Origin of the sequence: Ruegeria sp. HKCCA0370 (assembly GCF_013033705.1) — a bacterium.
GTDB lineage: Bacteria > Pseudomonadota > Alphaproteobacteria > Rhodobacterales > Rhodobacteraceae > Ruegeria.
This window is the reverse complement of the sequence record NZ_WQEP01000002.1, coordinates 427,401-453,229: the sequence shown is the minus strand read 5'-3', so window position 1 is coordinate 453,229 and position 25,829 is coordinate 427,401. Positions and strand designations below refer to the sequence as shown.

Here is a 25,829-nt window from a genome sequence, read left to right as displayed (position 1 = left end):
CTGATCGCATCAAGACGGGACATCCCTTGCCCCATCAGAACTTCAACCTGCCGTAACTTCGAGACAATCTCTTCGGGCTTCGGTCGCTTGTTTGCCATTCTCAGTCCTCCGTTTCCTAAACATAACGGTGGACCCGTTCAGTTGGGGAGGCTCAAACGCTCGCCGCATGAACACCGATTGAAATATCGAGAAGACATCGCAACAAAAAATTGCTCACTCAGCCAACGTCGTTATCGCTTTAGTGCACCTAAATCCATCATCTCAATGGATTACAGGCCGATGATGCACTAACAATCAACTTGGACCAGTCTGATGAGGATGCTCAGGATGACTTGGAGCCGTGGGAGAGAAGCGTGAGATACGTTGTCAAAGGTGTTTTCATTTGTTGCGCTGTTGCGCTTGTTTCTGTCTTTGCGGCCTGGCTATTCCTGTCCTCCGCGTTGTTTTCTTCGGTCAGGGCCACTTTTGTCGAGAACCTGATCAGTAAGAAACTTGGTCAGGATGTCAGAATAGAAGATGAAGTGCGTCTCGGTCTGGGTCGGCAGTTGCAGATATCAGCGGCGGGGTTGGTACTACCCGGGGCGCCGGAAGCAGATGCGAAGCTGGCGGCAATCGACAAACTTGAATTCGAGGTTTCCGCGCGTGACCTCTGGAACAATAAGCTTTCTCTAAGTGGCCTCTCTGTCTCGGGTCTTCACCTGAACCTGATCACTGACAAGGATGGCGTTGGAAATTGGCACTCTGTTTCTCAACCGAATGCAGCAGCTTCGCAAACCGCAAAACCTCCGACGCTACCGGTCGCCGGAATTCTGTCGGACCGCACAGTTGACCTGACCGACATCACCATTTTTTATCAGAATGAATTGAATGGGCTTGAACTGAATCTGCAGCTTCCTGAACTGCTTTTGAAGCGTGACGATCAAACCAACACGGCCTCTGCTGCTGGGGAAGGTTCGCTGAACGGCGAGAGGTTTGAGCTCAGCGGAGCGTTTCCAGCGGAAGACCCGTTTCGGATAACAGCGGTTTTTGAACAAGTCTCTATTCTTGCCGAAGAAGTCCCTACGGAAGCCGGGCTTGAGGTGAGGACGACGATAGAGATTGTGGAACTTGGTCAGCTTCTCGATATCCTGAAACTTGATCGAGTATTGGAAGGCTCTGGGCGTATTGGCGCAACGTTCCAAACGGCTAACGGCACTTCCCGGATCGATGATCTGGCCGTGCTGGCGGAGTTGGATGGTGGTCAAAGCCTCTCGCTGAACGGGCAAATCGGGGAATTGGGAAACCCCGAAGATGTATCGCTGACAACACGTATTCGGTTGTACCCGGAAAAAGCTGAACCAGCCCCCGCCGCATCACGATATGATCTTAAACTTGTTGCGATCGATATGGTAATGGACAGTGCTCCCGGGCAGGTTCCTCAGCGACAAATGGTTATCAAAACCAACGGGTTCACATTGGACACCTCGGGCGAAGGCCCGCCTCCAATCAAGTTTTCCGAGCTATCCAGAACACCCGAAGGCGCCTTGCGTGTTGGCAGCATCAACCTGAGAATTGGGAACCCCGCTGATCCGTTTGTCATTTTGAACGGCTCGGTCGATGATGCGCTGAGGTTGCAAGGCATATCAGCTGAAGGTCTGATGGATATTCCGGCAAGCAGTCTGATCTCTCCAGAGTTGTTGGGGCCGGACGACCAGCTTGGCAGGTTTTCCGGCAACTTTCATTTGAACGGCGGCATCAATCAGCTGTCTCTAACGAATCTGGATGGCCAGACAAGCGAAACGGAAGTCTGGAATCTCGAGGTGCATGGCAAGGTCAAGAACGTGCTCAAATTCGAGGATCTGGATCTGGCAATTGATGTCGATGTTCCATCCGGGGCGGATCTGTTGGAGGCGCTGTCACTTGAACGTGTCGAAACCGGTCCTGCGCGGTTTGAAATCGGGCTTGTCAGCCAGGGCACTGATTGGAACGCAAATGCTGCTGTCGAGGTAGCCGACTCTGCCCTGCAAATCGTGGCCGATCTTGATGATGCAACAAGTGACCCTGTATTGCGGGGTACTATTGAAAGTGAGCTGATCAAGGTAGATCAGATCCGTACCATCATTCAGGCCGTTGCACAGTTGAGGAAGTTAGGCGGTTCAGAGGCGGACGAGGAAGATGCCGATCAAGAAGACAGTGCCACCGGTCCGCTGAGAGATGTGACGCTTGAACCTATCGGCCGTTCAATTCTCTTGTCCGGTATGGATATGGATGTTGATATTGATCTTCGGCATATCGAAGGCGCCAGAGGCATAAGCAGTTTGCAGAGTGATCTGACCCTCAACGAAGAAGAGCTTAAGGCCGGGCCGTTGAAGTTTGAATACGGAGGCGCCCATTTCGACGTCAGCGGGCAAATGGATCTGTCGAATGACGCACATCTGCTTACGTTGACCGGCAAGGCGGGCGGCTGGCAGCTGGATGACATCCTCCACAATCTGAACTTCAAAAAGGGCGCCAGCGGTACGATCTATGCTGATTTTTCGGTGACCGGCGGAACTGATTCACCAAAACACTTTGCCAACACCATGAATGGTAGCGCCACAGTTTCAATGCGGGATGGCTCTATCGAAACGCAGCTTCTGGATTTGGCGGGGCTTGGGGTTTTGCCTTGGGTATTTACAAAAGAAAAACAAAAGGTTGCGCCAATCGTATGCTTGCGCGCGCCGATCAATATTTCAAATGGAAATTTTTCGACCAAACAAACCACCCTGGAAACAGATCATGTCCAGGTTGTTGTTTTTGGCGATGTTAATGTGGCGGGAAAATCTCTGGATTTGAATCTGCAACCCCGAAAGATTGGCGAACCCCTTTCGAAAAGCCCCTGGCCAGTGACTTTGAGGGGTCCATTGTCCAAGCCGAACGTCAAGGTCAAGGATGGGCCGAAAAGGCTGAAACGATCTGATGGTGCGGATAAAATGCCGGCCAAAAGAAAACTCTGTGTTCCGGATATTTTGCAGCTCCAATAGTGGGCGAGCGGCTCGGTACCTGACCGAACCCAGAGTTCGTGAAGGATCGTAATGTGACTGCTAAAGATGTCTGTTTTGGGCAAGGAGCGTGGATTGAAGGCCAAACCACGCTAGATGTCCAATGTCTTGTGGTCACCCGAAACCCCCGTGTTTGCGGCAATGGCTGGATCATCAGTCACAGGCTTCCACAGCTTCCAAAACAGGTTCAGGCAATCCGTGCATGCCTAAAGCTAGCCAACAGCTTGCGCAATCTTACACCGTGCAACGCGGCAATTGACTGCAATCTTCGGGGATAACACCAACTACCCCATGCCGCCTTGCGACATGCAAAAGGTTGCTTGTTTGCGAAAGCCCGGAGCCCAGCTAGGATGCAAGATACGGATTTTTGAGGGGTCGAAATGAAAAACCTGTTTCCGTCTATGCCCGAAGACGCGAATCTGGGCCACGTCTATCGCGCTTTCCCGGAGAAACTTGGACCTCTGGCAGAGTACCAAAATCGTGTCATGCGGGGCGACAGTGAACTCAGCATCGCGGAACGAGAGATCATTGCAGCCTATGTCTCCGGATTGAACGCTTGCGCTTTTTGTCATGGCGCGCACACCGTGCATGCCAAGGCTTTCGGCATTGATGTCAGCACCATCGAGGATTTGATGGATGATCTTGAAAGCGCGGATATCGACGACAGTCTAAAACCCATTTTGGCTTATTCCGGGAAATTAACAACCAGCCCCTCCCGCATGACTGAAGCCGATGCAAAAGCAGTCTACGATGCCGGCTGGTCCGAGAATGCGCTGTTTGACGCTATACAAGTTTGCGGTTTGTTCAACTTGATGAATCGTATGTTAGAGGGCACCGGAATTACCGAGTATCATTCAGATACTAATTCCGCCGGTGAAGACGTGCTCGACAACCTGCGTAGCAAAAGGTGCTACCTTGATTTTGGCAAGGCAAACGGGCTTTTCGCATGACTTCTGATCTGTCGGTCTGGGCCAGGGGCCTCGAATAAGCGTATGGCGGGCGTGGCACAACAGCTTGAAACGGTAATCCAAATCAACAGGCCCGCCGGATCGGCGGGCCTTTTTGAGCGCTGCGTTGTCAGTCTTTCGTGCCGACGTTTTCTTCGAACGCAACCTTGAAGGCGGCCTGTTTCTCGGGGCTGGCCTCGGTTTGATATTTCGATTTCCATTCATCCATCGTCATGCCGTAGAAAATCTCGCGGGCTTCATCCTTACCCATTTCGATTCCCTTTTCGTTTGCCGCTTCCTGATACCAGCGCGACAGGCAGTTGCGACAAAACCCGGCGAGGTTCATCATGTCGATGTTCTGAACGTCCGTGCGGTCTTCCATCAGGTGCTTTTGCAACCGGCGAAATGCGGCAGCCTGAAGTTCAATTTCGGTTTGCTTGTCCATGATCTGGCTCCGGATGGCGATTGAGTTGCTTCTGACCTAACAATCCAGTGGACCCGTTACAAGAAACGGACGTGCCGAAGCGCCTTTTCACATCAGTTTCAATGCCAGCCACGGCACGATGCAGAAAACCAGCGTCAGGATTTTGTAGTTCGCAAGATACCTGAAATAGGCGCGTTTCACATCCGGGCGTTCCATCCGAAACATCCTGCCGTGAATGTCGGCAATCCAATCCTGCAAAAGCAGAACCATCAGGGTGGTAAACAGAAGCACCGCGATATTGAGCACGGCCATCCAACCAAAAAACGTCGTCAAAAACTCTTGTGTCATGATGACTCCCTTTCCCAGTTGATATGGGAAATGAAGGCCGTGCTCACAACAGCGTGATGCGCGGAAAAGCACGCGCAGGACTTGCGGTCAAAGGTCGCTGGCTTCCAATGCATCTTGCAGGATCACCGCCAATCGCTCGGCCCATTCCCTTTGACCCGTATGGTCTGCGATCAAGTCGTTGCGCAGCTCGATCAGTGCGTTGGGGCGTCCGAACGCGGTACAATGTTTGTCAATCGCATCCCCCGGCAGAACTCCGGTATACGGCTGGTTGACGCCAACGCACAGATCATCCTCGGCCTGAAGCCTTTCGATCAGCGGGCCAGAGAACCGCTCGTCCGAGGTATGCAGCACGCCAATGTGCCATGGGCGCGGCTCACGGCCGCGCAGCTGGCGGGTGAAGGAATGCATCGAAACGATCACAGCATGGGGCAGGGCCGCCATTTGTGCCAGTGCCTCGTGGTAGGGGCGGTAGCACATATTCAGACGACGTTCGCGCTCGTCATCATCTGCATGGCGATTTCCGGGTATAATTGACCCGTCATAGAGCTTCATCAACAGCGTGGGATCGTCCTCACCCCGGTTCGGATCGATGACCAGCCGCGAGAAGTTGGCGGCAATCACAGGCGCGTTCAGGATCTCGCCCAAGTGTTTCGACACCTCATACGCGCCGACATCATAGGCGATATGGCGTTCCATATCCTCGCGCGGCAGGCCGAGGTCGCCGCCATTTACGTCTGGGGGAACAGTGTTGGTTGCATGGTCGCATGTAATCAGCCAGCGAGACGGGCGATCCGCACCGTGGACGAAAAATGGAGTGTATGTCATGAGCCTGTCATCTTGTTTGCCGCTGGTGTAGGGCAGTTGCTTTGAAAAGGGAATTGCGCAATAAGCATCGAGATGATGTTTGCGGTAACATTTTGCGTAAGCTGATCTGCAAACTTGAGATGACGTAAGGAGGTCTATGCCAATGCGACGCCTGAGAAATGTGAAAATCGTGGCGACGCTGGGGCCAGCGTCAAATGACTATGACACGATTCGTGCCCTGCACGAGGCTGGCGCTGATGTCTTTCGTCTGAACATGAGCCATGGCAGCCATGATGAGATCCGCGAACGGCACAAGATCATTCGGCAGGTGGAAAAGGATCTGGACAGCCCGATTGCCATTCTGGCCGACCTTCAGGGCCCCAAGCTGCGCGTTGGTGTCTTTGCCAACGAGGCCGAGGAGCTGGAAGAAGGCGCGTCCTTCCGGCTCGACCTCGACCCTGCTGCGGGCGACATCAACCGGGTCTGCCTGCCGCATCCCGAGATTTTCGCGGCGCTTGAGCCGGGCGCGCGCCTGCTGGTGAATGACGGCAAGATCCGACTGATCGTTCAGGACTGCGGGCAGGATTTTGCAAATTGCACGGTCGAGGTGGGTGGCACGATCTCGAACCGCAAGGGCGTCAACGTTCCTGATGTGGTGCTGCCGCTGGCGGCTTTGTCGGCCAAGGACCGAGAGGATCTGGAGTTTGTCTGCCAACTGGGTGTCGACTGGTTGGCGCTGAGCTTCGTGCAGCGCGCCAAAGACGTTTTCGAGGCTCGCGCGCTTGCGGATGGCCGCGCAGCGATCCTGTCCAAGATTGAAAAACCTGCGGCAGTTGAGGCGTTTGACGATATTCTTGATGCGTCGGACGGGATCATGGTGGCACGCGGCGACCTGGGCGTGGAACTGCCTGTTTCTGCCGTGCCTCCGATCCAGAAACGACTGGTCCGTAAATGCCGTGGGGCAGCCAAGCCCGTCATCGTCGCCACACAGATGCTGGAAAGCATGATCGAAAGCCCGATGCCGACCCGTGCCGAAGTGTCGGACGTTGCGACGGCGATCTACGAAGGCACTGATGCCATCATGCTCAGCGCGGAATCGGCAGCCGGTGCCTATCCGATCGAAGCGGTGCAGACGATGAACAAGGTTGCCATCGAAGTCGAAGCCGACCCGACATATACGCAGATCATCGCAGCCTCGCGTACCGCCAAGGGAACCACCGTTGCGGACGGGATTGTTGCCGCCGCGCGTGAAATAGCCGAGAAAACCGATATCAAAGCGATCTGCTGCTTTACGCAAAGTGGCACGACAGCCGCATTGACCGCGCGCGAACGTCCCGGTGTTCCGATTATCGCGATGACGTCGCTGATGGGAACGGCGCGCAGACTCTGTCTGAGCTGGGGTTGCAACTGCGTCATGACGCCCGAGCTCGAACGGTTCAAAAGCGCGGTTGTAAACGCAGCGCGCGCCGCAAGGGCAGGGGGCTTTGCAACTGAAACCGACCAGATCGTTGTCACCGCCGGGGTGCCGTTCAACGTACCGGGTACCACCAACATTCTGCGCGTGGCGCCCTGTGACGAGCGACTGATCTACAGCACGGATCCCGAATAACCGGAACGGGTATCAAGGCCCGGGCACCCGTTGGCCAACCGGCTCTTTCACGGCCTCCATGACCGTGAATGAGCTGGTTTGGTGAATCCCGGGCAGCTTGTTGATTTTCTCACCCAGTATCATCCGGAAATGCGCGATATCGCGGGTGCGGACTGTCAGAAGATAATCGAACGACCCTGCCACCATCAAGCAGCTTTCGATTTCCGGCACATCGCTTACGGCCTCGTTGAATTTTTCCAGGGATTGCTCGGCCGTTGCGGTCAACGAAACCTGTACGACGGTCAGGAGGGCCAGCCCCATTCTCTCTTTGTCGACGATGGCGCTGTAGCCCTTGATATAGCCGTTCTTTTCCAGCCGTTTCACACGTTCGGAACACGGCGTATTCGTAAGGTTTACGCGCGCCGCAAGCTCAACTATTGAGAGCCGGCCATTGGCCTCAAGCTCGTGCAGGATGCGTTGATCGATATTGTCCAATTCTCTACTAATCAGTAAAACTTCCTGTTATTTTAGTGTAAAACGACAATTTCCACTGAATATAGACCAAAAAAATCCCCAATTCCTAGTGAAAATTCCTGATACTTACCAAAGGGCGGTCTTATTGAAAGTTCCAAGTTCCGGCTGCCCTGCCGGGGGCACGGGCCTCGGCCAAATGAAAAATAATGGAGGAACGACATGACAACAAAGATTGTCATAGGACTCGACGGGACAGAGACCGGTGAGCGCGTGATTACCTTTGCCAAAGATTTGGCAAAGTTGATCGGGTCGTGTGAACTGGTGGTCGCTTATGTGATTGAATGGTCCCCTTACACCTTTCAGACACCGGAAGAAAACGCGCAGCGTCACAAGCGACGGGAAGAAGAGGTTGATCTGGCAACGTCGCGGATCGTGACACCTGCCGTTGAGGCCCTCAGAGAGGCTGGTTTTGAAGCGCAGGGTGTTGTTCGCCACGGCGACGTGGCCGAGACCTTGAACGCCATTACAATGGAAATGGGTGGCTCGCAGATCGTTGTCGGCCGGTCTTCGGCGGACGGGATCAAGAAACGTATCTTCGGCAGCTCGACCCAGAACCTTGTGATGCATGCCGATGTTCCGGTCACGGTTGTGAACTGAAGGGAGGGACAAAATGAGAATGCTTAAACAACTCGGCGCCTCAATGGCAGCCGCTATTGTCGCCAGCCCTGCCTTTGCGCAAGAAGCTCCGGGGCTTGATGAAAAAATCAACCAGACTTTCGCTAATCTGACCGGTCCATTCGTCAGCTTCATCTTCGCGCCATTCCCCGGGACCAGTTTCCCATGGATCGTGATGTGGCTGGTGATCGCTGCGACGGTTTTCACGCTGTATTTTGCTTTTGTGCAGATGCGGTTTTTTGGCCACGCAATCAGTCTTGTCAAAGGTGACTATTCCGACCCCAATGATGCGGGCGAGGTCAGCCATTTTCAGGCTCTGGCCACAGCGCTTTCCGGTACGGTCGGTCTGGGGAATATCGCGGGTGTTGCTGTTGCCGTCGGCATCGGCGGACCGGGCGCAACCTTCTGGATGATCCTGGCGGGTCTCCTGGGGATGGCGTCGAAATTCACCGAATGTACGCTGGGCGTGAAGTACCGCAACGAGTACGAAGACGGCACCGTTTCGGGTGGCCCGATGTACTATATGTCCAAAGGGTTCAACGAACTGGGCTTGCCGGGTGGCAAGATCCTGGCGGTTTTGTTCTCTATCTTCTGTATCCTTGGCGCGCTGGGTGGGGGCAACATGTTCCAGGCCAATCAGGCGCATCAGCAGATCGCGGGAATCGTGGGTGACTATCCGGGCTGGATTACCGGGCTGGTCTTCGCAGCGGTTGTTTTCATGGTCATCGTTGGTGGCCTGAAGTCTATCGCACGGGTGACCGAGAAGGTGGTACCGTTCATGGGCATTCTCTATGTTCTGACCGCTCTGGTCATCATCTTGATGAATGCGGATATGATCGGCTGGGCCTTTGGTCAGATCTTCGCCGGCGCCTTCACCGGTCTGGGTGTTGCAGGCGGCATGGTCGGGGCGCTGATCCAGGGCTTCAAACGTGCGGCGTTTTCGAACGAAGCGGGTGTTGGCTCGGCAGCGATTGCGCACTCGGCTGTTCGGACCAAGGAACCGATCACGGAAGGCTTCGTTTCCTTGCTGGAACCGTTCATCGACACCGTGGTGATCTGCACAATGACCGCTCTGGTCATCATCATCACCCAGCAATTGATCATCGATCCGGAAACCGGAAACTACATGCTGAATGAGGCCGGCACGGCGATTGCCACTGTTGACGGCAACTCGGGTGTCAGCCTGACCTCTGCCGCCTTCGGCAGCGCGTTCAGTTTCTTCCCGTATATCCTGGCGGTTGCGGTGATCCTGTTTGCCTTCTCGACCATGATCAGCTGGTCCTACTATGGCCTCAAGGCCTGGACCTACCTGTTCGGTGAGGGCCACACCAAAGAGCTGGTGTTCAAGATCATCTTCTGCATCTTCGTCGTCATCGGTGCCGCAGCCAACCTTGGCCCGGTCATCGACTTCTCGGATGCGGCGATCTTTGCGATGGCGGTGGTCAACGTCTTTGCGCTCTACTTCCTGATGAAAGTGGTGCGTCAGGAGCTGGCCTCGTATTCCGAGCGCCTGAAAACCGGTGAAATCCGGAAATTCGAACACTAAACCCAATCACTGGGGCGGCCTTTGTCGCCCCAGTGCCCGATCAGCCGGCAAAAAGCGCAGAATCTGATCCAAACCCCCTTGCCAGTATGACCGAACTTGCGTAAACGGCGCTTCTGATCGCGTGACCGGCCGAGATGGCATGCCGAGTCGCGTCTGGAACCGAACCCGAAAAAGGAGACGGAAATGCCTAAGATGAAGACCAAGTCGAGCGCCAAAAAGCGCTTTAAGGTGACTGCGACCGGTAAGGTCCTTGCTGGCCAGGCCGGCAAACGGCACGGCATGATCAAGCGGACCAAAAAGTTCATTCGCGACGCCCGTGGCAACACCACCCTGTCCGCCCCCGACGCCAAGATCGTCAAGGGCTACATGCCCTACGACCGCTAAGAGGAGATTAAGAGATGTCCCGCGTTAAAGGTGGAACCGTAACTCACGCCCGTCACAAGAAGGTCATCAAGGCCGCCAAAGGTTACTATGGCCGCCGCAAGAGCACCTTCAAGGTTGCCCGTCAGGCCGTAGACAAGGCCAACCAGTATGCAACCCGCGACCGCAAGAACCGCAAGCGCAACTTCCGCGCCCTGTGGATCCAGCGGATCAACGCTGCTGTCCGTTCGCATGACGAAGCACTGACATATTCCCGCTTCATCAACGGCCTGAACCTGGCCGGTATCGAGGTGGACCGCAAAGTTCTGGCCGACCTGGCCGTGCACGAACCGGAAGCGTTCGGCGCGATCGTCGCCAAAGCTCAGGCAGCTCTGACCGCCTGATCCTCTTTCGAGAGACAGTGAAAGAAAGGCCGTCCCATTTGGGGCGGCTTTTTTGTTTTCCATAGATTGGACGTCGGTGTTAAGCACACTCTGGACATCGTCCAGCAGTCGTGCGCACCTTAAACTATGTCGCTGATACAAGACTTTGAGCAAGTTTTGGAAACTGCCTTGCCACGCGATCCCAGCTTTCGGCGGATCGAAAAGACGGCGATAGACAGTTGCATTAGTGATGCCCGAAGATACGCTTCAGAAGGTCTAAAAGAGGCCTTTCTGTTTTCAACAATGCGCCTACTGGCGCTTCCCGACAACGGGCACACGCGGCTGATTCCGAATGATGCCATCTCGGTGCTCCCGCTGAGATTCGTGAGCATCGGAACTGCCATCCAGTTAGTTGGTACGGCACCAGAAACAACTGCGCCCAGAGGAAAGCTGGTTGCAGTCAACGGCACACCGTTAAGCCAAATCGAAGCCGCCTCAGAAACATTTCTGGCAGGAACGCGCCAAAGGAAACGGGTAATCGGATCGATTATACTCGTGTGGCCCTATGCTTTGGCTCGTCTCGGTTTTTCCTCAAAAGACGAAACGACCGAGTATCGCGTGCAAGACGAGAACGGTCAGATATCCGAATTCGAAGTGGAAAACGGTCATACGGTTCCTGCATCAACGCTCTACCCGAGAAACGAGCATGGCCGGGGCGATCCGGCTTGGACACCCGAGAGACTTGTGGAGACTAAGGGCTGGCGGGGACTTGGGCTTGCGATACTGTTGCCCAGTTTTCTCGATTCAGGAGAAGGTGCGCTGCCGAAAGCCATCTCAGGTGCAGCAGAACAAGTAAGCGTTTGCTCGGAAAAAACGCTCTTGATTGACATTCGTGGAAACACCGGTGGCGACTTTCTCAAAACGATGCCCTTGATCGACGCCATCTCTGAAAACGCAAGCAGGCAGGTTGTTGTGCTTGTCGATAAATTCACGTTTTCGGCTGCGATAGTTTTTGTCGCCATCCTCAAACATCGATTGGGACCTAGGCTCAAGCTCATAGGGGAAGAAATGGGTGACGGGTTGACGTTTTTTGCCGAGGGAGGTTCGCTCGATTTGCCCACCAGCGGGGCGGTCGTTCGATACTCATCGGCTTTTCACGATTGGGAGAACGGAACCAGCGATGAAACCACACCAGCCGAGATCGCGCGGCAACTAGTTCCGGCTGGAACACTGGATTTGGATTGGGAATTGATCAACGAACCTACCGCTGAAGATGCACACGGCGCGTTCTATCAACGAATTCTCAGAAGTCTGAGAAATTAGACGAATGGCAGGAAAGCCCGCGTAGATACCACGCGAACGCAAAAAAACCGGCGCATTCAGCGCCGGCTTTTGTAAATTCATTGAGGGAACTTACCCGAACACACGCCCCAGCGCGCCATCGACCGCGTCGGTGATCTGGTCGATGTCATCGGCCGTGGCGATCAGGGCGGGCGAGAAGCACAGCGTGTTGTTGCGGCTTGGGATCGAGCGGTTTGTGACACCGATGATCACGCCCTGGTTCATACAGTCAGCCACAACCGCCTGTGCCAGTTTCTCGTCCACAGGCTCTTTGCTGGTACGGTCTGCGACCAGCTCGGCACCCAGGAACAGGCCCTTGCCGCGCACGTCGCCAATGACCTTGTGTTTTTCCATCAGCGCCTGAAGGTTGCCCATCATGCGGTCACCCATGGCCGCGCAATTGCCCAGCAGGTTTTCATCCTCGATGATGCGCATGTTTTCGATTGCAGCAGCCGGACCGGCAGTGCAGCCACCAAAGGTCGAGATGTCGCGGAAATAGCTCATCGGGTCCGAGGCATCATCCTTGAACATGTCAAAGACTTCCTCTGTGGTGACCATGCAGGCAATCGCGGCATAGCCCGAGGCGACGCCCTTGGCCATGGTCACGAAATCCGGCTTGATGCCGTATTGCTGATAACCGAACCAAGTGCCGGTGCGGCCCACGCCGCAGACAACCTCGTCGATATGCAGCAGCACATCGTATTTCTTGCAGATCTCCTGCACGCGCTGCCAGTATCCTTCGGGCGCTTCGATCACGCCGCCACCTGCGGTCACCGGCTCGAGGCACAGTGCGCCAACGGTGTCGGGGCCTTCGCGCAGGATGACCTGTTCGATCTGATCTGCGGCCCATTCGCCAAAGTTCTCTTCGGGGGCGCCGTCCAGCTCGTGCTTGCGATATTCCATGCAGTGGGGCACGCGCACGAAATCTGGCGCAAAGGGGCCGTATTGTGCGGTGCGCTCGTCCTGACCGCCTGCCGACATGGTCGCCAGAGTCGAGCCGTGATAATCGCGGTCACGATACAGGATCTTGGTCTTCTTGCCGCCGTATTTCTTGTGCGCGATCTGGCGCACCATCTTGAACGCCTTCTCGTTCGCCTCGCTCCCTGAGTTGGTGTAATATACGCGGCTCATGCCGGGCATCTTGTCGATCAGTTGCTCGGCAAAGATCGCGCCGGGGATCGAGCCGGCCGAATTGGCGAAATAGCACAGCTTCATCAGCTGGTCATAAACGGCCTTGCAGATCGATTCGCGGCCATAGCCGACGTTGACAGTCCAGACGCCGCCGGAAACCGCATCCAGATGCTCTTTGCCTTTCTGGTCCCAGACGCGCATGCCCTTGCCTTCGACAATGATGCGGGGGTCATTGGTTTCAAAGGGTTTGTGCTGGATCAGATGATGCCAGATATGGGCGCGGTCGGCTTCGACCACGCGGGAAAGATCGTTTTCGTTGAACGTGCCGTCCATGACAAGTCCTTTCAGTGAGGTGCGGTGCACGGGGTGCGGAAATGGCGTGCCCCGGCATATGTTTAAGATGCTTCAGATCACCGCGAATGGCCGGATCTAAGTAGGGCCAGATCGCACCATCCCGTATTGCCAGTCAATAAGGGTACCGTAATACTACGGATTTGTCAGAGCACCAAGTTTATGCTCAAGTCGCGCAAACCGAGTGCAGGGAGGATCAGCAGTTGGCAGCGACCAATATCTATGAGCGTCATTTGGACAAATGCCGGGCGAATTACACACCCTTGTCGCCCCTCTCGTTCATTGAGCGCACGGCGCAGGTTTATCCCGATTACCCGTCGGTCGTATATGGTGAGCGGCGGTATACTTGGGCTGAAACCTATGCCCGGTGCCGCCGGCTGGCGGGGGCCCTGAATGCGCAGGGTATCGGAAAGGGTGATACCGTATCAATTATCGCCGCAAACATCCCCGAGATGTACGAAGCGCATTTTGGTGTGCCCATGGCGGGTGCCGTTTTGAACGCCATCAACACGCGTCTGGATGCTCCGATAGTCGCTTTCATCCTGAACCACGCCGAAGCCAAGGCCTTGTTGGTTGACCCCGAGTTTTCCGGCGTTGTGAAAGAGGCGCTGGAGCAGGTTGATCATGATATTCTGGTAATCGACATCGAGGATCCCAGCTTTGAAGGCGGTGAAAGGCTTGGCAGTCTGACCTATGACGCCCTGATATCAGAGAGCGACCCGGAATTTGACTGGTCACTGCCCGAGGACGAATGGGACGCGATCACGCTGAACTATACGTCCGGCACAACGGGCAATCCCAAGGGCGTGGTTTATCACCACCGCGGCGCCACGCTGAATGCACAATCGGATTTGCTGGACTGGGATATGCCCAAGCATTCGATCTATCTGTGGACCTTGCCGATGTTTCACTGCAACGGATGGTGCTTCCCCTGGGCCATGGCCGCCAATGCGGGCGTGTCCGTCTGTCTGCGCGCCGTGCGTGCGGAGCCGATCTATGCGGCATTCCGTGATGAGAAGGTCACCCATTTCTGCGGTGCTCCCATCGTTTTGAACATGCTGGCCCACGCGCCGGATGAACTGAAAGACTTTGACCATCAGATCAAGGTTATGACCGCGGGCGCTCCGCCGCCGGCCGCCGTGATCGAAGCGATGGAGGCGATGGGGGTCGAGGTCACGCACGTTTATGGCCTGACCGAGACTTACGGGCCCTCGGTCGTTTGTGCCTGGAAGGATGAATGGAACGACAAGGGACCCGAAGACCGTGCTGCCCTGAAAGTAAGGCAGGGCGTGCGGTATACGGCACTGTCTGGCCTGATGGTGGCCGATCCCGAAACGATGGAGCCCGTGCCTGCGGATGGTGAAACCATGGGCGAGATCTTAATGCAGGGCAACGTGGTGATGAAAGGGTATCTCAAGAACCCTGATGCCACCGATGGGGCCTTCAAGGGCGGCTGGTTCGCATCCGGCGATTTGGGCGTCATGCACCCGGATGGCTATATCGCGCTCAAAGACCGGTCCAAAGACATCATCATTTCAGGCGGCGAGAACATCTCCTCCGTCGAGGTCGAGGGCATTCTCTACAAACACCCGGCAGTCATGGAAGCCGCGGTTGTGGCCCGGCCAGACGAGAAATGGGGCGAAACCCCCTGTGCCTTTGTCGAACTGAAGCCCGGTACAACCGCGACCGAGGCAGAGCTGATTGCCTTTTGCCGGGACAACATGGCCCATTTCAAAGCGCCCAAAACCGTGGTGTTCGGCACCCTGCCGAAGACTTCAACCGGTAAGGTACAGAAATTCGTTCTGCGGGATCAGGCGCGGGCGCTGGGCTGAAGCTTGGCAAAGATCGACAGGTCCAGATCCAGCATTTCACCCATCCAGATCGCGCGATCGCGGTGATCGGCCAGATGGTCTCCGGTTTCCGGGTGGGTGAAAACCGTAAGGCCCCGGCGGTTCAGCATCAACCACGGAGTGACCTGATCGAAGGCATCAGCCGCAAAACTCAATTGGCAGCTCCAGCGCGGGTGGGGGCCGACATTGCGGCTATGCATGCGTCCCATCCGGACGGGGAACAGACGGGCGGCCTCTTCGCAGACCTGTTGCGCCGTGTGCTGCGTGTCGGCGTCGTAATAGACATGGGCGTGGTATCCGGTGATCTCGGGCATCAGAACCTCTTTTGCTTTGATGAAACAAAGCTAAGTCCGATTGCGACGGACGCCTAGGCACACCGGCACACAGGACCTGTGCAAGCTTATTGGGGTGCGTGCCTGTCAGGATGCGCCGCGACAAATGCGGGGTGATCGGCGCAGGCCTTTTCGACACCCAGCAGACGCGGCATGTCCGACAGGTCGACCTTCCACCGGCGTGCATTGTAGATCTGCGGGATCAGGCAGATGTCGGCGAGGCCGGGCTGTGAACCAACGCAATAGGGGGTTTGTTCAAACTCACCCAACATAGTCTCGAAGGCCTGCAACCCCGGCCGTATGAAGTGCCGCATCCACTCTCCGGGCATGTCGGTCGGGTCTTTGCTGAGGGTGGTCGCATGGCGAGCAACTGAAAGGTTGCAAACAGGGTGAATGTCCACCGCAATCGCATAGGCCAGCGCCTGCACGCGCGCGCGCCCTGCTGCATCGTCGGGCAGAAGGTTCAATTCACGTGTCTTGTCCAGATAGTCGAGAATGGCCAGAGACTGTGTCAGCCGCTGCCCGTCAATATCCAGCACCGGAACCAACCCTTGTGGATTTCGCGCGATATGTGCATCGCCCTTGTGTTCGCCGCCCACCAGGTCGACGACAACCGCGCGATAGTCGATCTCGGCCAGATTCAGGGCGATCCGCACCCGATAGCTGGCCGAGGACCGCCAATAGTCATAAAGGACGGTTTTGCTCACATTCGAATCCGTCACTTGTCGACCAGGGTGGCGGCGCGAATAGCGTCAGACAACACCGCCTTGTCGCCGATGTGATTGGCCAGCACCAGAACCAGTCGGGCGTTCAGCGCGTCACTGCCGGCTTTTTCAAGCCCTTCATGCGCGGCCAGCAGCTCGGCATAGAAGTCGTCAGCATCGTCGATATTCGGGGATAGGATCAGGTCAGACATCGCGCTCACTCCTTGCCACAGGCTCTGCGGATTGCATGGCGGAAACTGTTTTCTTCATAACTGTCCCGGCGCGCCGCCACGTGCTGATCAGGACGGATCAGATAAACCGCGCTGGTTGCGTCGCCCAGATAGCGACGTTTCAGCGCCAGGGTCTGGTCATCCTTGACCGACAGCGCCAACCGCGTGACCTCGACCCCGTCTTCTTCCAGCACTTCTGGGGCATCCGCATCAATCGTCAAAAGGGTGAATTTGCCTGCCAGTTTGGGCAACAGGAACGCATCACCCAGCGGCGCATCCGGGCAGGCCGAGCCGGGGCGCGTTTCGGCTGGGCCATCCAGCGCGTCGGCAGAATTCAGGGTCGAGCCGTCATAGGTGCAAGGTTGACTCAGGCGTCCTGAATTCACCAACGGACGCGCAAATTCGTACTTCTCGCTGAGGTCCAGAACCGCATCCCGCAGAACCCGCGACATTTCGGATTTCGGCGTGATGAAATCGGTGGAGCGGCTGGATTTCTGGATGTTCTCATCAGCCCCGTGCACGCGTTCCGCGTTGTAGCTGTCCAGCAGGCTTTCTGGGGCTTTCCCATCCAGTACCAGTTTCAGTTTCCAGCACAGGTTGTCAGTGTCTTGCAGGCCGGAATTGGCACCGCGCGCGCCAAAGGGGCTGACTTGGTGCGCGCTGTCGCCGGCGAATAGGACACGCCCTTTGCGGAAGCTCTCCATGCGGCGGCACTGGAACGTATAGATTGAGACCCACTCCAGCTGAAACTCGACGTCATCGCCCAGCATCGCCTTGAGGCGCGGGATCACATTCTCGGGGCGCTTTTCGCGTTCCTTGTCGATGTCCCAACCCAGTTGCAGGTCAATACGCCAGACATTGTCGGGTTGTTTGTGCAAAAGCGCGGATTGCCCGCGATTGAACGGCGGGTCAAACCAGAACCAGCGTTCCGAAGGGAAATCGGCATCCATGATCACGTCCGCGATCAGGAAATTGTCTTCGAAAACACGCCCTTCGAAATCGATGCCCAGCATGCGCCGGGTGGGCGACGCGGCACCATCGCAGGCGATCAGCCATTCGGCCTCGAGTGTATAGGGGCCTTCGGGGGTTTCGACCTCCAGCCGAACATGATCTTCGTGCGTACCGATTGCGTCAACCTTGTTGCGCCCGCGAATTTCAATCGGTGCGCCTTTTGCCTGCAACTCGCGCACGCGTTCCACAAAGAAGTTTTCAAAATGGTATTGCTGCAAGTTGATGAAGGCCGGGTTGGCATAACCTTCGTCCGGCTGAAGGTTGAAATCATAGACCTGACGGTCGTCGAAAAAGACCTTGCCCCGGTCCCACAGCACGCCTTTGTCGACCAATCGCTGGCCGCAACCCAGCCGGTCTGCGATTTCCAGCGTACGCTGAGAAAAACAGATGGCGCGGCTGCCGAAGCTGACTTTGTCATTCTCGTCCAGAACCACAACTTCGACCCCTTGCTGGGCCAGATCGATGGCGGCGGCCAGACCAACCGGCCCCGCACCGATCACGATGACCTTGTGCCTGACGGGCGTCGGGCTGTCCTGATCCGGGCTGCGTTTATATCCGTAAAGCGGCGTTTCAAAGATCTTGTTCATGGGCTCCCCCCCGAAACAGATGCACCGATGTGCTGCATGTCCTGTCCCCCGGCGACGGGCGCCGGAGGTCTTAGTTTATGGTTTCATCGAATCCCGCCGCAAAAAACGATCTGGATCAAACTCGACCGTTTTTCGTCAGCCTTGCAGGGCTTCCCACATCTCGAGGTCGCGCTGGGCGGTCCAGATGCGGGGCGTGTCAATGCCGCGCGCCTCGTCATAGGCGCGGGCCACGTTGAACGGCAGGCAGTGCTCGTAGATTGCGTAGTCGGCGAACTTCGGATCACATTCAGCGCGGACTGCGTCCCAGGCCTCTTTCAGGGACCCGCCGCGCGCCGCGACCTTCGCCGCCGGCCGGTATGTGCTTTCGACAAAATCGCGGGTGTTCTCGATGGCCGCATTCACCATGTCCTTGCCAACCAGCGCATCGCCGCGCCCCGGTGCGATGGCGTCGACATCGAACCACTTGATCTCGTCCAACGTGTCACCCCAATCGCTGAAATGACCGTCACCGCAATAGCAGGCCGAGTGATATTCGACGATATCGCCGGTGAACATCACGTTCTGATCCGGCACATGGATGACGATATCGCCTGCCGTATGCGCGCGGCCCAGATGCATCAGGTCGATCCGGCGGTTGCCCAAATACACCGTCATCGTATCGCTGAAGGTGGTGGTGGGCCATGTCAGGCCGGGGATGCTTTCATGCCCTTCAAAGAGGCGCGGGAAGCGCTGGAATTCGCTGTCCCAGTCTTCCTGACCCCGCTCGACAACCATGGCGCGGGCCATGTCCGACATCAGGATCTGCTGCGCGCCGAACGCGCTTGCGCCCAGAACACGCACTGCGTGGTAGTGGGTCAGGGCCACATGCGTGATCGGTTTGTCGGTGACGGAACGCACGCATTCGATAACCTTGTTTGCCAGACGCGGAGTCGCCTGCGCCTCGACGATCATCACGCTGTCGTCACCGATGATCACACCCGAATTCGGATCGCCTTCAGCAGTAAAGGCATAAAGCCCTTCTCCGACTTCAGTAAAGCTGATCTTTTTTTCCGACATGTCCCCCTGGGACGCGAATGCCTTGGCCATGGTGGATTCCTTATCGTGAATATGGGTTTTCAAGAGCGGGCAAAACGGTGCCGACACATTCACCGAAGCCGATCGTGTAGCCGTCGCCACGAGCTGCGCCGGTAAGGGTCAACGTGTCGCCATCCTCGATGAAGCTGCGGGTTTCACCGCTGTCCAATGTCAGAGGTTCCTTGCCGCCCCAGCTAAGCTCCAGCAACGAGCCACGTTCAGGTTTGGTTGGCCCGGAAATGGTTCCCGATCCCAGCAGGTCGCCCGTGTTCATGGGGCATCCTGATGTGGTGTGATGCGCCAATTGCTGCGCAGCGGAATAGTACATCTGGTTGTAGTTGGTCCGGGCAATCGTCGTGGCGGGTTGTCCGGCAGGTGCCATGGTGATCGCCAGATCGATGTCATAGAGCATCGGCCCGCAATCCTTGAGGTGATCCAGCAACTCGAACTCGCGGGGTGGCGTGTCACAGCGGAATGGCTCCAGCGCCGCCTTGGTCACGATCCACGGGCTGATCGAGGTTGCCGTGGCCTTTGCCTGAAACGGGCCCAGCGGCTGATATTCCCATGCCTGAATGTCGCGCGCAGACCAGTCATTCAGAAGCACGTAACCGAAGATATTGTCATCCGCTTCCTGCACGGTGATCGGACCATCCGAGGGCGTTCCGACAATCGCGCCCATCTCAAGCTCGATGTCAAAACGGCGACTGGGCAGGAAGGCGGGCAAGTCCTGATCGGGGGCTTTCAACTGACCCCAGGGGCGGCGAATATCCGTGCCTGAGACCACGACCGAAGATGCGCGGCCGTTGTAACCAATGGGAATGTGCAGCCAGTTCGGCGGCAAGGCGTTTTCCGGCCCCCGGAACATGGTGCCCACGTTGAAGGCATGGTTTCGGCCTGCGTAGAAATCGGTGTATTCGCTGACCGCAAAGGGCAGATGCATTTCCGCATCTTCTTGTTTGACAAGCAGCGGCTCGACCTTGGCTTGTTCATCTGAACCTTCGGCCAGCAGGCTGATCAGCCGCTCGCGCAGCGCGGTCCAGACGGCTGGACCTTCTTCCATGAGGGGGTTCCAGAACGGCATGTCGAACAGAGGCTCATCGGTCAGGGAGATCAGACCCTCGGCCTCGGCTGCGGTAACGTCAAGGATCATGTCACCGATGGCCACGCCGCAACGCGGATCATCACCTTCGGTCGAGAAGACACCATAAGGCAGGTTGTTCAGTGGGAACGGATGTGTCGCGTCATTGGCCGACGCCACCCAGGATGTCATTAGAGGCATACGATGTCCCTGTTTTGTTGGTTAAGCAGAAGGGCGAAGGGATTTCAGCCCCAACAAGATAGCAGCGAGGATCATGAAGCTGCCGCCAATGCGGTCAAGCCACAGCTTTGCCGGGCCTTGCAAACGGCGAGCCAGCCAGCTTGCGCTGCCGCCATATGCGGTCAGGAACATCCCGTCCATGACCAGATAGGTAGACGACAGAATGGCGAATTGCGGCCAGAAGGGCAGGGCTGCGTCAATGAACAGCGGAAACAGTGCTGCAAAAAAGACCACGGCCTTGGGATTTGCGGCAGAAGTAATGAACCCCTGCATCCAAAGAGATTTACGGCTGGCCTTTGGCGCGGTTTGCGCGTCAGACATACGGGCCTTTAGGATCTGTTTAACCCCCAGATAAACCAGATAGGTGACACCAAGCCACTTGATGACCGTCAGTGCGGTTGCAGATGTGGCGATCAGGGCGGCTAGGCCCAGCCCCGCCGCCAGCATTTGCAGAAAGTTCGCCGTCAGATCTCCGGCAGCGGTGAACAGCCCGCGCCGAAGCCCGTTAGTCGCTGAGTTTGACAACATCAGCAACTGGCTGGGTCCCGGTGTGCTCATCAGCAGCAGGACCGTTGCCACATAGGTGATCCAGATATCCAAGCTCATTTCTTGCCCGGCGTTCCGTCGAACTTCTTCTCAAGCGATGTCCAGCAGTCGATGTAATCATCCTGCAACGGCGCTTCGGTGGCGGCAAACGGGGTCAGGTGCTGCGGGAAGCGGGTTTCGAACATGAACGACATTGTCTGGTCCAGCTTGTCCGGCCCCAGGTTGGAGTATGACGCCTTATCGAAGGCTTCCCTGTCGGGGCCATGCGGGATCATCATGTTGTGCAGGCTTGTGCCGCCGGGAACAAAGCCCTGAGGTTTCGCGTCGTACTGGCCGTAGATGTTGCCCATCAGCTCGGACATGATGTTCTTGTGGTACCACGGCGGGCGGAAGGTATCTTCCATCACCATCCAGCGTTCACGGAACAGGACAAAGTCGATATTGGCCGTACCCGGCTGACCGGACGGGGCCGTCAGAACGGTAAAAATCGACGGGTCGGGATGGTCAAACAGGATCGCGCCGACGGGGCAATAGTTGCGCAGGTCGTATTTATAGGGCGCATAGTTGCCGTGCCATGCCACGACATCCAGCGGGCTGTGGCCGATCCTGGTGGTGTGGAATTGCCCGCACCATTTGATTGTCACGGTAGAAGGGGTTTCACGATCCTCGTAAGCCGCCACAGGTGCCTTGAAATCGCGTGGGTTCGCCATGCAATTGGCCCCGATCGGCCCGCGACCCGGCAATTCAAATTTCTGACCGTAATTCTCGCAGACAAAGCCGCGCGCAGGGCCTTCCAGAACCTCAACCCGGTACAGCAAACCACGCGGAATGATCGCGATTTCCTTTGGCTCCAGGTCGATGATTCCCAGTTCTGTCGCAAATCGCAGGCGCCCTTCCTGTGGCACAACCAGCAATTCGGAATCAGCCGAGAAGAAATAGTCATCGACCATGGATTCCGTGACCAGATAGATGTGGCTTGCCATGCCGACCTGCGTGTTCACATCACCTGCGGTCGTCATGGTCCGCATACCCGTCATCCAGTTCAGACCTTCGTCGGAATGCGGGATGGGATCCCAGCGGTACTGGCCAAGGCTGATCACATCCGGATCAATGCAGGGGGCCGATTTCCAGTAGGGCAGGTCAATTTTTTCATAACGATGTGAATGCTTTACGGATGGGCGAATACGATAGCACCAGGTGCGCTCGGGTGGGTTGGCGGTAAAGGCCGTGCCACTCAGCTGCTCTCCGTAAAGACCATAGTTGCACCGTTGCGGGCTGTTCATCCCTTGCGGCAGGGCCTCGGGCAGGGCCTCGGTTTCAAAGTCGTTCCCAAAGCCTGGCATATAGCCTGCATGAGTTCCGACAGGCGTCGCAGCCTGTGTCAGCGTATGCGGATCAGTCGGACGATTCATTGCGTTTTCCTCCGTTTGCTGCTTGTCGGTTAATAGTTGATTTTGTAACTAACAAGCATGACACACGATGAATCCGAAAAAAATGATGACTTTTATCTGCAAAATTTTCTGCCCTTCCTACTGAATCAGGCGGCCGAACGGGCTTCGCTAGAGTTTCAGGCAGTTTACAAGGGCCGTTATGGGATGCTCAGAACCGAATGGCGGGTATTGTTCCATCTGGGTTTGTTTGGCGAGATGACTGCCAAGGAAATCGGTGAGCGCGCCAGAATGCACAAAACCAAAATCAGCCGCGCTGTCGCCAAGCTGGAACAGCGTCGATACCTGAAACGCACACGGGACGAAGCGGATCGGCGGGCGGAATGGTTGACACTAACACCAGCAGGGCAAGCTGTGTATCGTGACCTGCGCGGCGTTGCTGCCAATTACGATGCGAAACTGTCAGGCCTGTTCAAACCGGAAGAGGCCGCGTTGTTGCGACAAATGCTGCAAAGGTTGGCTGGTTTGGACTGACCTATGGCAATTGACGCGGCCTGCCCCCAAATGGGGATCATACTTGATACGGACAACAAAATGACATTGCCAGATTCCGCTTCAGTTTTCTCACATTCCCTGATTGATTGGCTGGTCAACAAGGGGCTACAGGGCGCCGGGCAAGAAGAGCTGTTGGAAGGGTTTTGTGCCCGATTGGTGGAAATGGGTATTCCGTTGATGCGCTTTCATGCGGCGCAGTCGACCCTGCATCCGGTTTACGGAGGTACCGGTTACAGCTGGTACAACGGCGCGGGCGGTGAATCCGAGAAGTTTGAATACACGGAAACGCCCAGCGAAGTTTGGCAGCAAAGCCCACTCTATGCGCTGCTGAATGAAGATCTGGATGAAATCCGGGTCAAACTGGTCGACCATAATGAACCCAGCCGCTTTCCCTTGTTGAATGATCTGCGTGAAATCGGAGCGACAGACTATTATGCCACCGGCCTGTCATATGAAGGGGCCAGTCAACTGCGCCCCGACGGCACGAAGAAGGTCAGCGATGGTGTTCTGATGTCCTGGACTAGCGACGCACCGAACGGATTCGAAGACAGCGATCTGAACAAAATACAATCTGTACTGCCGCATCTGGGGCTGGCGCTCAAATCCGCCAAGAACCAGGATCTGGCCAAGGATTTGATGCGGGTTTATCTGGGGCGAGATGCCGGTCGCCGGGTTCTGTCGGGTGAAATTCGGCGCGGGTCTTTGCAGCAAATCGATGCTGTGATCTGGAATTTCGACCTCGAAGGCTTCACCACGCTGTCCGAAGACCTGCCAGGGCATGAGATCATCGACATGCTGAACGACTATCTGGCCGTCGCGGTGGGTGTGGTGCATGACAAGGGCGGTAACATCCTGAAATTCATGGGTGACGGGCTGATGGCAATGTTTGATGTCGGAGAGATCGACGAAGACGCCCGTGCCGCGCTTGATGCCGTGCCTTTGTTGCAGTCCCGCATGGATGAACTGAACGCAAGACGCCGCGCGCAAGGTCTGCCGGTGGCCAACTATACGCTGGCCCTACATTCGGGCGAGATTCTCTATGGCAATATCGGGTCCGAGACCCGGCTGGACTTCACTGTGATCGGTCCGGCCGTCAACCAGGCCGCCCGCATCGCGGGAATGCACCGGTCTTTGGGTCAGAGGATCCTGATCTCGGACGATGTCGCCCGCGCTGCACAGCCCTGCGCGCAGGAGCTTGTCTCAGTCGGTCGCTACATGCTGCGCGGCGTGAATGAACCAAAAGAGTTGTTTACGGTATACAGTCCCGGCGGGCCATCAGAATCCGATTGAAACAGCGGCTATTCCTTCCAGCGGTTCCGAAACTGAAAGTCTTGATGGAACGCATTTAACTCACCGGGTTTGAGCGGCGGTTTGGACCGAATGTTCGACTATATTGTGAATATGAACATTAAGCTGGTTAGAGCCCAAAGCCGTCGATGGCTCATCTCACAGCAGTCCTGCCCAACGAGCAATAAACGCTGAGACAGACTCTGGTCCTTGCTTGCAATGGCTGTGCAGGAATTGTTTCTGCCGGATGTACCTCTGCTAGGTACAGGCAAAGATTGAATTAAGAAATCCGCTGCGGCATTGTCCGGCCCATGGAATTTCTGGACTTCGGACATAACCCTTGGTTGGTGGTTACATCGTTCGTTGTGGCGCTAGTTGCTGGGGCCACGGGATTGTCTTTGACGAGGGATTTGTCCGAGAAGTCGCTTTCACAACGCAGGTTGGCCATCGCGTTGGGTGCCGTTGCTTTGGGTGGAGGGATCTGGTCAATGCACTTCGTGGCTATGCTTGGCCTAAGGCTGCCCATCCTGTTTTACTATGATGCCGCAATCACGCTCGCGTCTGCGCTTATTGCGATCCTTATGGTCGCCTTGGCGCTTGTCCTTTTGCATTTCACTGAGCGCTCCAGGGGGATCATCATTGCTGCTGGAGCAATCGTAGGCGCGGGCATCTTGGCGATGCATTATGTGGGAATGGCTGGCATGCAGCTTTGCAAACCCGTTTATACCCTTCAAGGGGTGCTCGGGTCGTCGGTATTGGCTATTGTCCTGTGCATTCTCGCGATCGGCGTTGCCTATAATGAGCGTTCCAACAGGACCATCGCGATCGGCACGCTGTGTTTTGGCGTAGCTGTCTTTTCAGTGCATTTCCTGGCCATGGCAGGAACCAATTTTGTAGCCTTGAAAGATATCCGAGAGTTTGGGCCCGTCATCAGCAACGAAGTCATGGCCGTTGGGGTGATCCTGTCGAGCTTTGTTATCTTCGGCGCATTTTTGTGGGTCGGCACAACTTATCTTGTGCCTATGCAAGCCACAGAGATCCCGATGACAGGCGTGGCCCAAGACGAGCCTTCACCAGATCAGACCCCACCTATTCGCATCCCCTGTGAAAGAGACGGAGGCAAGGTCTTTATTGCCGCGCCTGACGTTGCATTCGTCAGGGCGGATGGTCACTATACGCAGGTCTACACCCGCACAGAAAAGTACTTTTGCGTCTGGCCGATCACTGAAGCGGTCAAACGGCTGGAGCCAACTGGCTTTTTGCGCGTGCATCGCAGCTATATCGTGAACCCCAAAAAAGTCGCGCGGTTTGAACGGACCAAAGACAAGGGACAATGCACCTTTGGTGAGGCCGATCTTCCCCCGGTGCCGGTCAGCCGATCAAACCTGAAAGCAGCACTGACCGCCTTTGGGTAACGCGTGGTAATTCAGGCAGCGCAACTCGTGCGTCCTGAAGCGCATTTCGTGCAAAATTAGCGAAAACAAAGTGTTTTCTCGGGTCTACAACCCGGCATCGCGCGAGCTTCTCTAACAGCCAGAACAGTTGCTGCAGGGAG

At 56.3% G+C, this 25,829-nt stretch carries 25 protein-coding genes; 12 read left to right on the top strand and 13 right to left on the bottom strand.

Annotated elements, in window-relative coordinates; all coding sequences use genetic code 11:
- Window positions 1-353: 353 nt before the first annotated feature.
- Both GOW31_RS22250 and GOW31_RS08660 read left to right on the top strand, forming a co-directional pair.
- Window positions 354-3,002 carry an AsmA family protein gene (locus GOW31_RS22250; protein ID WP_171169281.1) on the top strand — a complete coding sequence of 883 codons (2,649 nt, stop codon included), beginning with the start codon at window positions 354-356 and terminating at the stop codon, window positions 3,000-3,002.
- Window positions 3,003-3,400: 398 nt separating this feature from the next.
- Window positions 3,401-3,970 carry a carboxymuconolactone decarboxylase family protein gene (locus GOW31_RS08660; protein ID WP_171120392.1) on the top strand — a complete coding sequence of 190 codons (570 nt, stop codon included), beginning with the start codon at window positions 3,401-3,403 and terminating at the stop codon, window positions 3,968-3,970.
- A gap of 127 nt (window positions 3,971-4,097) precedes the next feature.
- On the opposite strand, the gene GOW31_RS08655 is transcribed toward GOW31_RS08660, so the two are convergent.
- The 3 genes from GOW31_RS08655 to GOW31_RS08645 all read right to left on the bottom strand — a co-directional run bounded on the left by GOW31_RS08655 (window position 4,098) and on the right by GOW31_RS08645 (window position 5,564).
- Window positions 4,098-4,412, bottom strand: coding sequence for a DUF1244 domain-containing protein (locus GOW31_RS08655; protein WP_171169279.1), 315 nt, complete (start codon window positions 4,410-4,412; stop codon window positions 4,098-4,100).
- Between the two features lie 87 nt (window positions 4,413-4,499).
- The gene (locus GOW31_RS08650; RefSeq protein ID WP_152456995.1) at window positions 4,500-4,739 is read right to left on the bottom strand and encodes a DUF6868 family protein; all 240 of its coding nucleotides are present in this window, start codon (window positions 4,737-4,739) and stop codon (window positions 4,500-4,502) included.
- 87 nt (window positions 4,740-4,826) lie between these two features.
- Complete coding sequence (locus GOW31_RS08645; protein ID WP_171120379.1) at window positions 4,827-5,564, bottom strand: N-formylglutamate amidohydrolase; 738 nt, start codon at window positions 5,562-5,564, stop codon at window positions 4,827-4,829.
- Window positions 5,565-5,706: 142 nt separating this feature from the next.
- On the opposite strand from GOW31_RS08645, the gene pyk reads away from it, so the two are divergent.
- Window positions 5,707-7,152, top strand: coding sequence for a pyruvate kinase (gene pyk, locus GOW31_RS08640; RefSeq protein ID WP_152456997.1), 1,446 nt, complete (start codon window positions 5,707-5,709; stop codon window positions 7,150-7,152).
- A 12-nt stretch (window positions 7,153-7,164) separates the two neighbouring features.
- Here pyk and GOW31_RS08635 read toward each other — a convergent pair whose 3' ends face one another.
- Window positions 7,165-7,626: an Lrp/AsnC family transcriptional regulator gene (locus GOW31_RS08635; protein ID WP_254441661.1), complete on the bottom strand. Its 462-nt coding sequence runs from the start codon at window positions 7,624-7,626 to the stop codon at window positions 7,165-7,167.
- Window positions 7,627-7,824: 198 nt separating this feature from the next.
- Between GOW31_RS08635 and GOW31_RS08630 the strand changes: the two genes are divergently transcribed.
- The 5 genes from GOW31_RS08630 to GOW31_RS08610 all read left to right on the top strand — a co-directional run bounded on the left by GOW31_RS08630 (window position 7,825) and on the right by GOW31_RS08610 (window position 11,892).
- Complete coding sequence (locus GOW31_RS08630) at window positions 7,825-8,262, top strand: universal stress protein (protein ID WP_152456999.1); 438 nt, start codon at window positions 7,825-7,827, stop codon at window positions 8,260-8,262.
- 13 nt (window positions 8,263-8,275) lie between these two features.
- Entirely contained in the window at window positions 8,276-9,826 is a 1,551-nt protein-coding gene (locus tag GOW31_RS08625) for a sodium:alanine symporter family protein (RefSeq protein ID WP_171169277.1), read from the top strand.
- Between the two features lie 183 nt (window positions 9,827-10,009).
- Window positions 10,010-10,210: a 50S ribosomal protein L35 gene (gene rpmI, locus GOW31_RS08620; RefSeq protein WP_010443552.1), complete on the top strand. Its 201-nt coding sequence runs from the start codon at window positions 10,010-10,012 to the stop codon at window positions 10,208-10,210.
- 14 nt (window positions 10,211-10,224) lie between these two features.
- Window positions 10,225-10,590 (top strand): 50S ribosomal protein L20, encoded by a 366-nt coding sequence (gene rplT / locus GOW31_RS08615; protein ID WP_152457001.1) that lies wholly within the window; start codon window positions 10,225-10,227, stop codon window positions 10,588-10,590.
- 126 nt (window positions 10,591-10,716) lie between these two features.
- Window positions 10,717-11,892, top strand: coding sequence for a peptidase S41 (locus GOW31_RS08610; RefSeq protein WP_171169275.1), 1,176 nt, complete (start codon window positions 10,717-10,719; stop codon window positions 11,890-11,892).
- A 90-nt stretch (window positions 11,893-11,982) separates the two neighbouring features.
- Here GOW31_RS08610 and GOW31_RS08605 read toward each other — a convergent pair whose 3' ends face one another.
- Window positions 11,983-13,374 (bottom strand): aspartate aminotransferase family protein, encoded by a 1,392-nt coding sequence (locus GOW31_RS08605; protein ID WP_171120373.1) that lies wholly within the window; start codon window positions 13,372-13,374, stop codon window positions 11,983-11,985.
- A gap of 221 nt (window positions 13,375-13,595) precedes the next feature.
- On the opposite strand from GOW31_RS08605, the gene GOW31_RS08600 reads away from it, so the two are divergent.
- Window positions 13,596-15,224, top strand: coding sequence for an acyl-CoA synthetase (locus GOW31_RS08600; RefSeq protein WP_171169273.1), 1,629 nt, complete (start codon window positions 13,596-13,598; stop codon window positions 15,222-15,224).
- Here the strand turns inward: GOW31_RS08600 and GOW31_RS08595 are convergent.
- The 8 genes from GOW31_RS08595 to hmgA all read right to left on the bottom strand — a co-directional run bounded on the left by GOW31_RS08595 (window position 15,203) and on the right by hmgA (window position 22,456).
- The gene (locus tag GOW31_RS08595) at window positions 15,203-15,556 is read right to left on the bottom strand and encodes a DOPA 4,5-dioxygenase family protein (RefSeq protein ID WP_171169271.1); all 354 of its coding nucleotides are present in this window, start codon (window positions 15,554-15,556) and stop codon (window positions 15,203-15,205) included. The genes GOW31_RS08600 and GOW31_RS08595 overlap by 22 nt on opposite strands.
- Before the next feature lie 86 nt (window positions 15,557-15,642).
- The gene (gene maiA / locus GOW31_RS08590) at window positions 15,643-16,281 is read right to left on the bottom strand and encodes a maleylacetoacetate isomerase (RefSeq protein WP_171169268.1); all 639 of its coding nucleotides are present in this window, start codon (window positions 16,279-16,281) and stop codon (window positions 15,643-15,645) included.
- Between the two features lie 11 nt (window positions 16,282-16,292).
- The gene (locus GOW31_RS08585) at window positions 16,293-16,490 is read right to left on the bottom strand and encodes a DUF2783 domain-containing protein (protein WP_171169266.1); all 198 of its coding nucleotides are present in this window, start codon (window positions 16,488-16,490) and stop codon (window positions 16,293-16,295) included.
- Window positions 16,491-16,495: 5 nt separating this feature from the next.
- Window positions 16,496-18,106, bottom strand: coding sequence for an FAD-dependent oxidoreductase (locus GOW31_RS08580; RefSeq protein WP_171169264.1), 1,611 nt, complete (start codon window positions 18,104-18,106; stop codon window positions 16,496-16,498).
- Between the two features lie 135 nt (window positions 18,107-18,241).
- Window positions 18,242-19,192: an MBL fold metallo-hydrolase gene (locus tag GOW31_RS08575; RefSeq protein WP_039541551.1), complete on the bottom strand. Its 951-nt coding sequence runs from the start codon at window positions 19,190-19,192 to the stop codon at window positions 18,242-18,244.
- Window positions 19,193-19,202: 10 nt separating this feature from the next.
- Window positions 19,203-20,459, bottom strand: coding sequence for a fumarylacetoacetase (gene fahA, locus GOW31_RS08570; protein ID WP_171169262.1), 1,257 nt, complete (start codon window positions 20,457-20,459; stop codon window positions 19,203-19,205).
- Window positions 20,460-20,480: 21 nt separating this feature from the next.
- Window positions 20,481-21,104, bottom strand: coding sequence for a LysE family translocator (locus tag GOW31_RS08565; RefSeq protein WP_171169260.1), 624 nt, complete (start codon window positions 21,102-21,104; stop codon window positions 20,481-20,483).
- Window positions 21,101-22,456, bottom strand: a complete 1,356-nt coding sequence (hmgA, locus tag GOW31_RS08560) for a homogentisate 1,2-dioxygenase (RefSeq protein WP_170344769.1) — start codon at window positions 22,454-22,456, stop codon at window positions 21,101-21,103. Before hmgA ends, GOW31_RS08565 begins: the two co-directional genes overlap by 4 nt.
- Before the next feature lie 57 nt (window positions 22,457-22,513).
- On the opposite strand from hmgA, the gene GOW31_RS08555 reads away from it, so the two are divergent.
- From GOW31_RS08555 to GOW31_RS08545, 3 genes are all read left to right on the top strand, one after another.
- The gene (locus GOW31_RS08555; protein WP_171120356.1) at window positions 22,514-22,966 is read left to right on the top strand and encodes a MarR family winged helix-turn-helix transcriptional regulator; all 453 of its coding nucleotides are present in this window, start codon (window positions 22,514-22,516) and stop codon (window positions 22,964-22,966) included.
- A gap of 60 nt (window positions 22,967-23,026) precedes the next feature.
- On the top strand, window positions 23,027-24,277 hold the full coding sequence (locus GOW31_RS08550) for an adenylate/guanylate cyclase domain-containing protein (RefSeq protein ID WP_171169258.1): 1,251 nt from the start codon (window positions 23,027-23,029) through the stop codon (window positions 24,275-24,277).
- A gap of 437 nt (window positions 24,278-24,714) precedes the next feature.
- Entirely contained in the window at window positions 24,715-25,689 is a 975-nt protein-coding gene (locus tag GOW31_RS08545; protein ID WP_371813731.1) for an MHYT domain-containing protein, read from the top strand.
- Window positions 25,690-25,829: the final 140 nt, after the last annotated feature.

Coding starts and splice junctions, on each gene's coding strand:
- rplT (WP_152457001.1), top strand. CDS start 10,225: ATGTCCCGCGTTAAAGGTGGAACCGTAACTCACGCCCGTCACAAGAAG.
- GOW31_RS08585 (WP_171169266.1), bottom strand. CDS start 16,490: ATGTCTGACCTGATCCTATCCCCGAATATCGACGATGCTGACGACTTC.
- pyk (WP_152456997.1), top strand. CDS start 5,707: ATGCGACGCCTGAGAAATGTGAAAATCGTGGCGACGCTGGGGCCAGCG.
- GOW31_RS08550 (WP_171169258.1), top strand. CDS start 23,027: ATGACATTGCCAGATTCCGCTTCAGTTTTCTCACATTCCCTGATTGAT.
- GOW31_RS08625 (WP_171169277.1), top strand. CDS start 8,276: ATGAGAATGCTTAAACAACTCGGCGCCTCAATGGCAGCCGCTATTGTC.
- GOW31_RS08605 (WP_171120373.1), bottom strand. CDS start 13,374: ATGGACGGCACGTTCAACGAAAACGATCTTTCCCGCGTGGTCGAAGCC.
- GOW31_RS08645 (WP_171120379.1), bottom strand. CDS start 5,564: ATGACATACACTCCATTTTTCGTCCACGGTGCGGATCGCCCGTCTCGC.
- GOW31_RS08595 (WP_171169271.1), bottom strand. CDS start 15,556: ATGCCCGAGATCACCGGATACCACGCCCATGTCTATTACGACGCCGAC.
- GOW31_RS08555 (WP_171120356.1), top strand. CDS start 22,514: ATGACACACGATGAATCCGAAAAAAATGATGACTTTTATCTGCAAAAT.
- fahA (WP_171169262.1), bottom strand. CDS start 20,459: ATGCCTCTAATGACATCCTGGGTGGCGTCGGCCAATGACGCGACACAT.
- GOW31_RS08580 (WP_171169264.1), bottom strand. CDS start 18,106: ATGAACAAGATCTTTGAAACGCCGCTTTACGGATATAAACGCAGCCCG.
- GOW31_RS08650 (WP_152456995.1), bottom strand. CDS start 4,739: ATGACACAAGAGTTTTTGACGACGTTTTTTGGTTGGATGGCCGTGCTC.
- rpmI (WP_010443552.1), top strand. CDS start 10,010: ATGCCTAAGATGAAGACCAAGTCGAGCGCCAAAAAGCGCTTTAAGGTG.
- GOW31_RS08610 (WP_171169275.1), top strand. CDS start 10,717: ATGTCGCTGATACAAGACTTTGAGCAAGTTTTGGAAACTGCCTTGCCA.
- GOW31_RS08575 (WP_039541551.1), bottom strand. CDS start 19,192: ATGGCCAAGGCATTCGCGTCCCAGGGGGACATGTCGGAAAAAAAGATC.
- GOW31_RS08655 (WP_171169279.1), bottom strand. CDS start 4,412: ATGGACAAGCAAACCGAAATTGAACTTCAGGCTGCCGCATTTCGCCGG.
- GOW31_RS08660 (WP_171120392.1), top strand. CDS start 3,401: ATGAAAAACCTGTTTCCGTCTATGCCCGAAGACGCGAATCTGGGCCAC.
- GOW31_RS08565 (WP_171169260.1), bottom strand. CDS start 21,104: ATGAGCTTGGATATCTGGATCACCTATGTGGCAACGGTCCTGCTGCTG.
- GOW31_RS08630 (WP_152456999.1), top strand. CDS start 7,825: ATGACAACAAAGATTGTCATAGGACTCGACGGGACAGAGACCGGTGAG.
- hmgA (WP_170344769.1), bottom strand. CDS start 22,456: ATGAATCGTCCGACTGATCCGCATACGCTGACACAGGCTGCGACGCCT.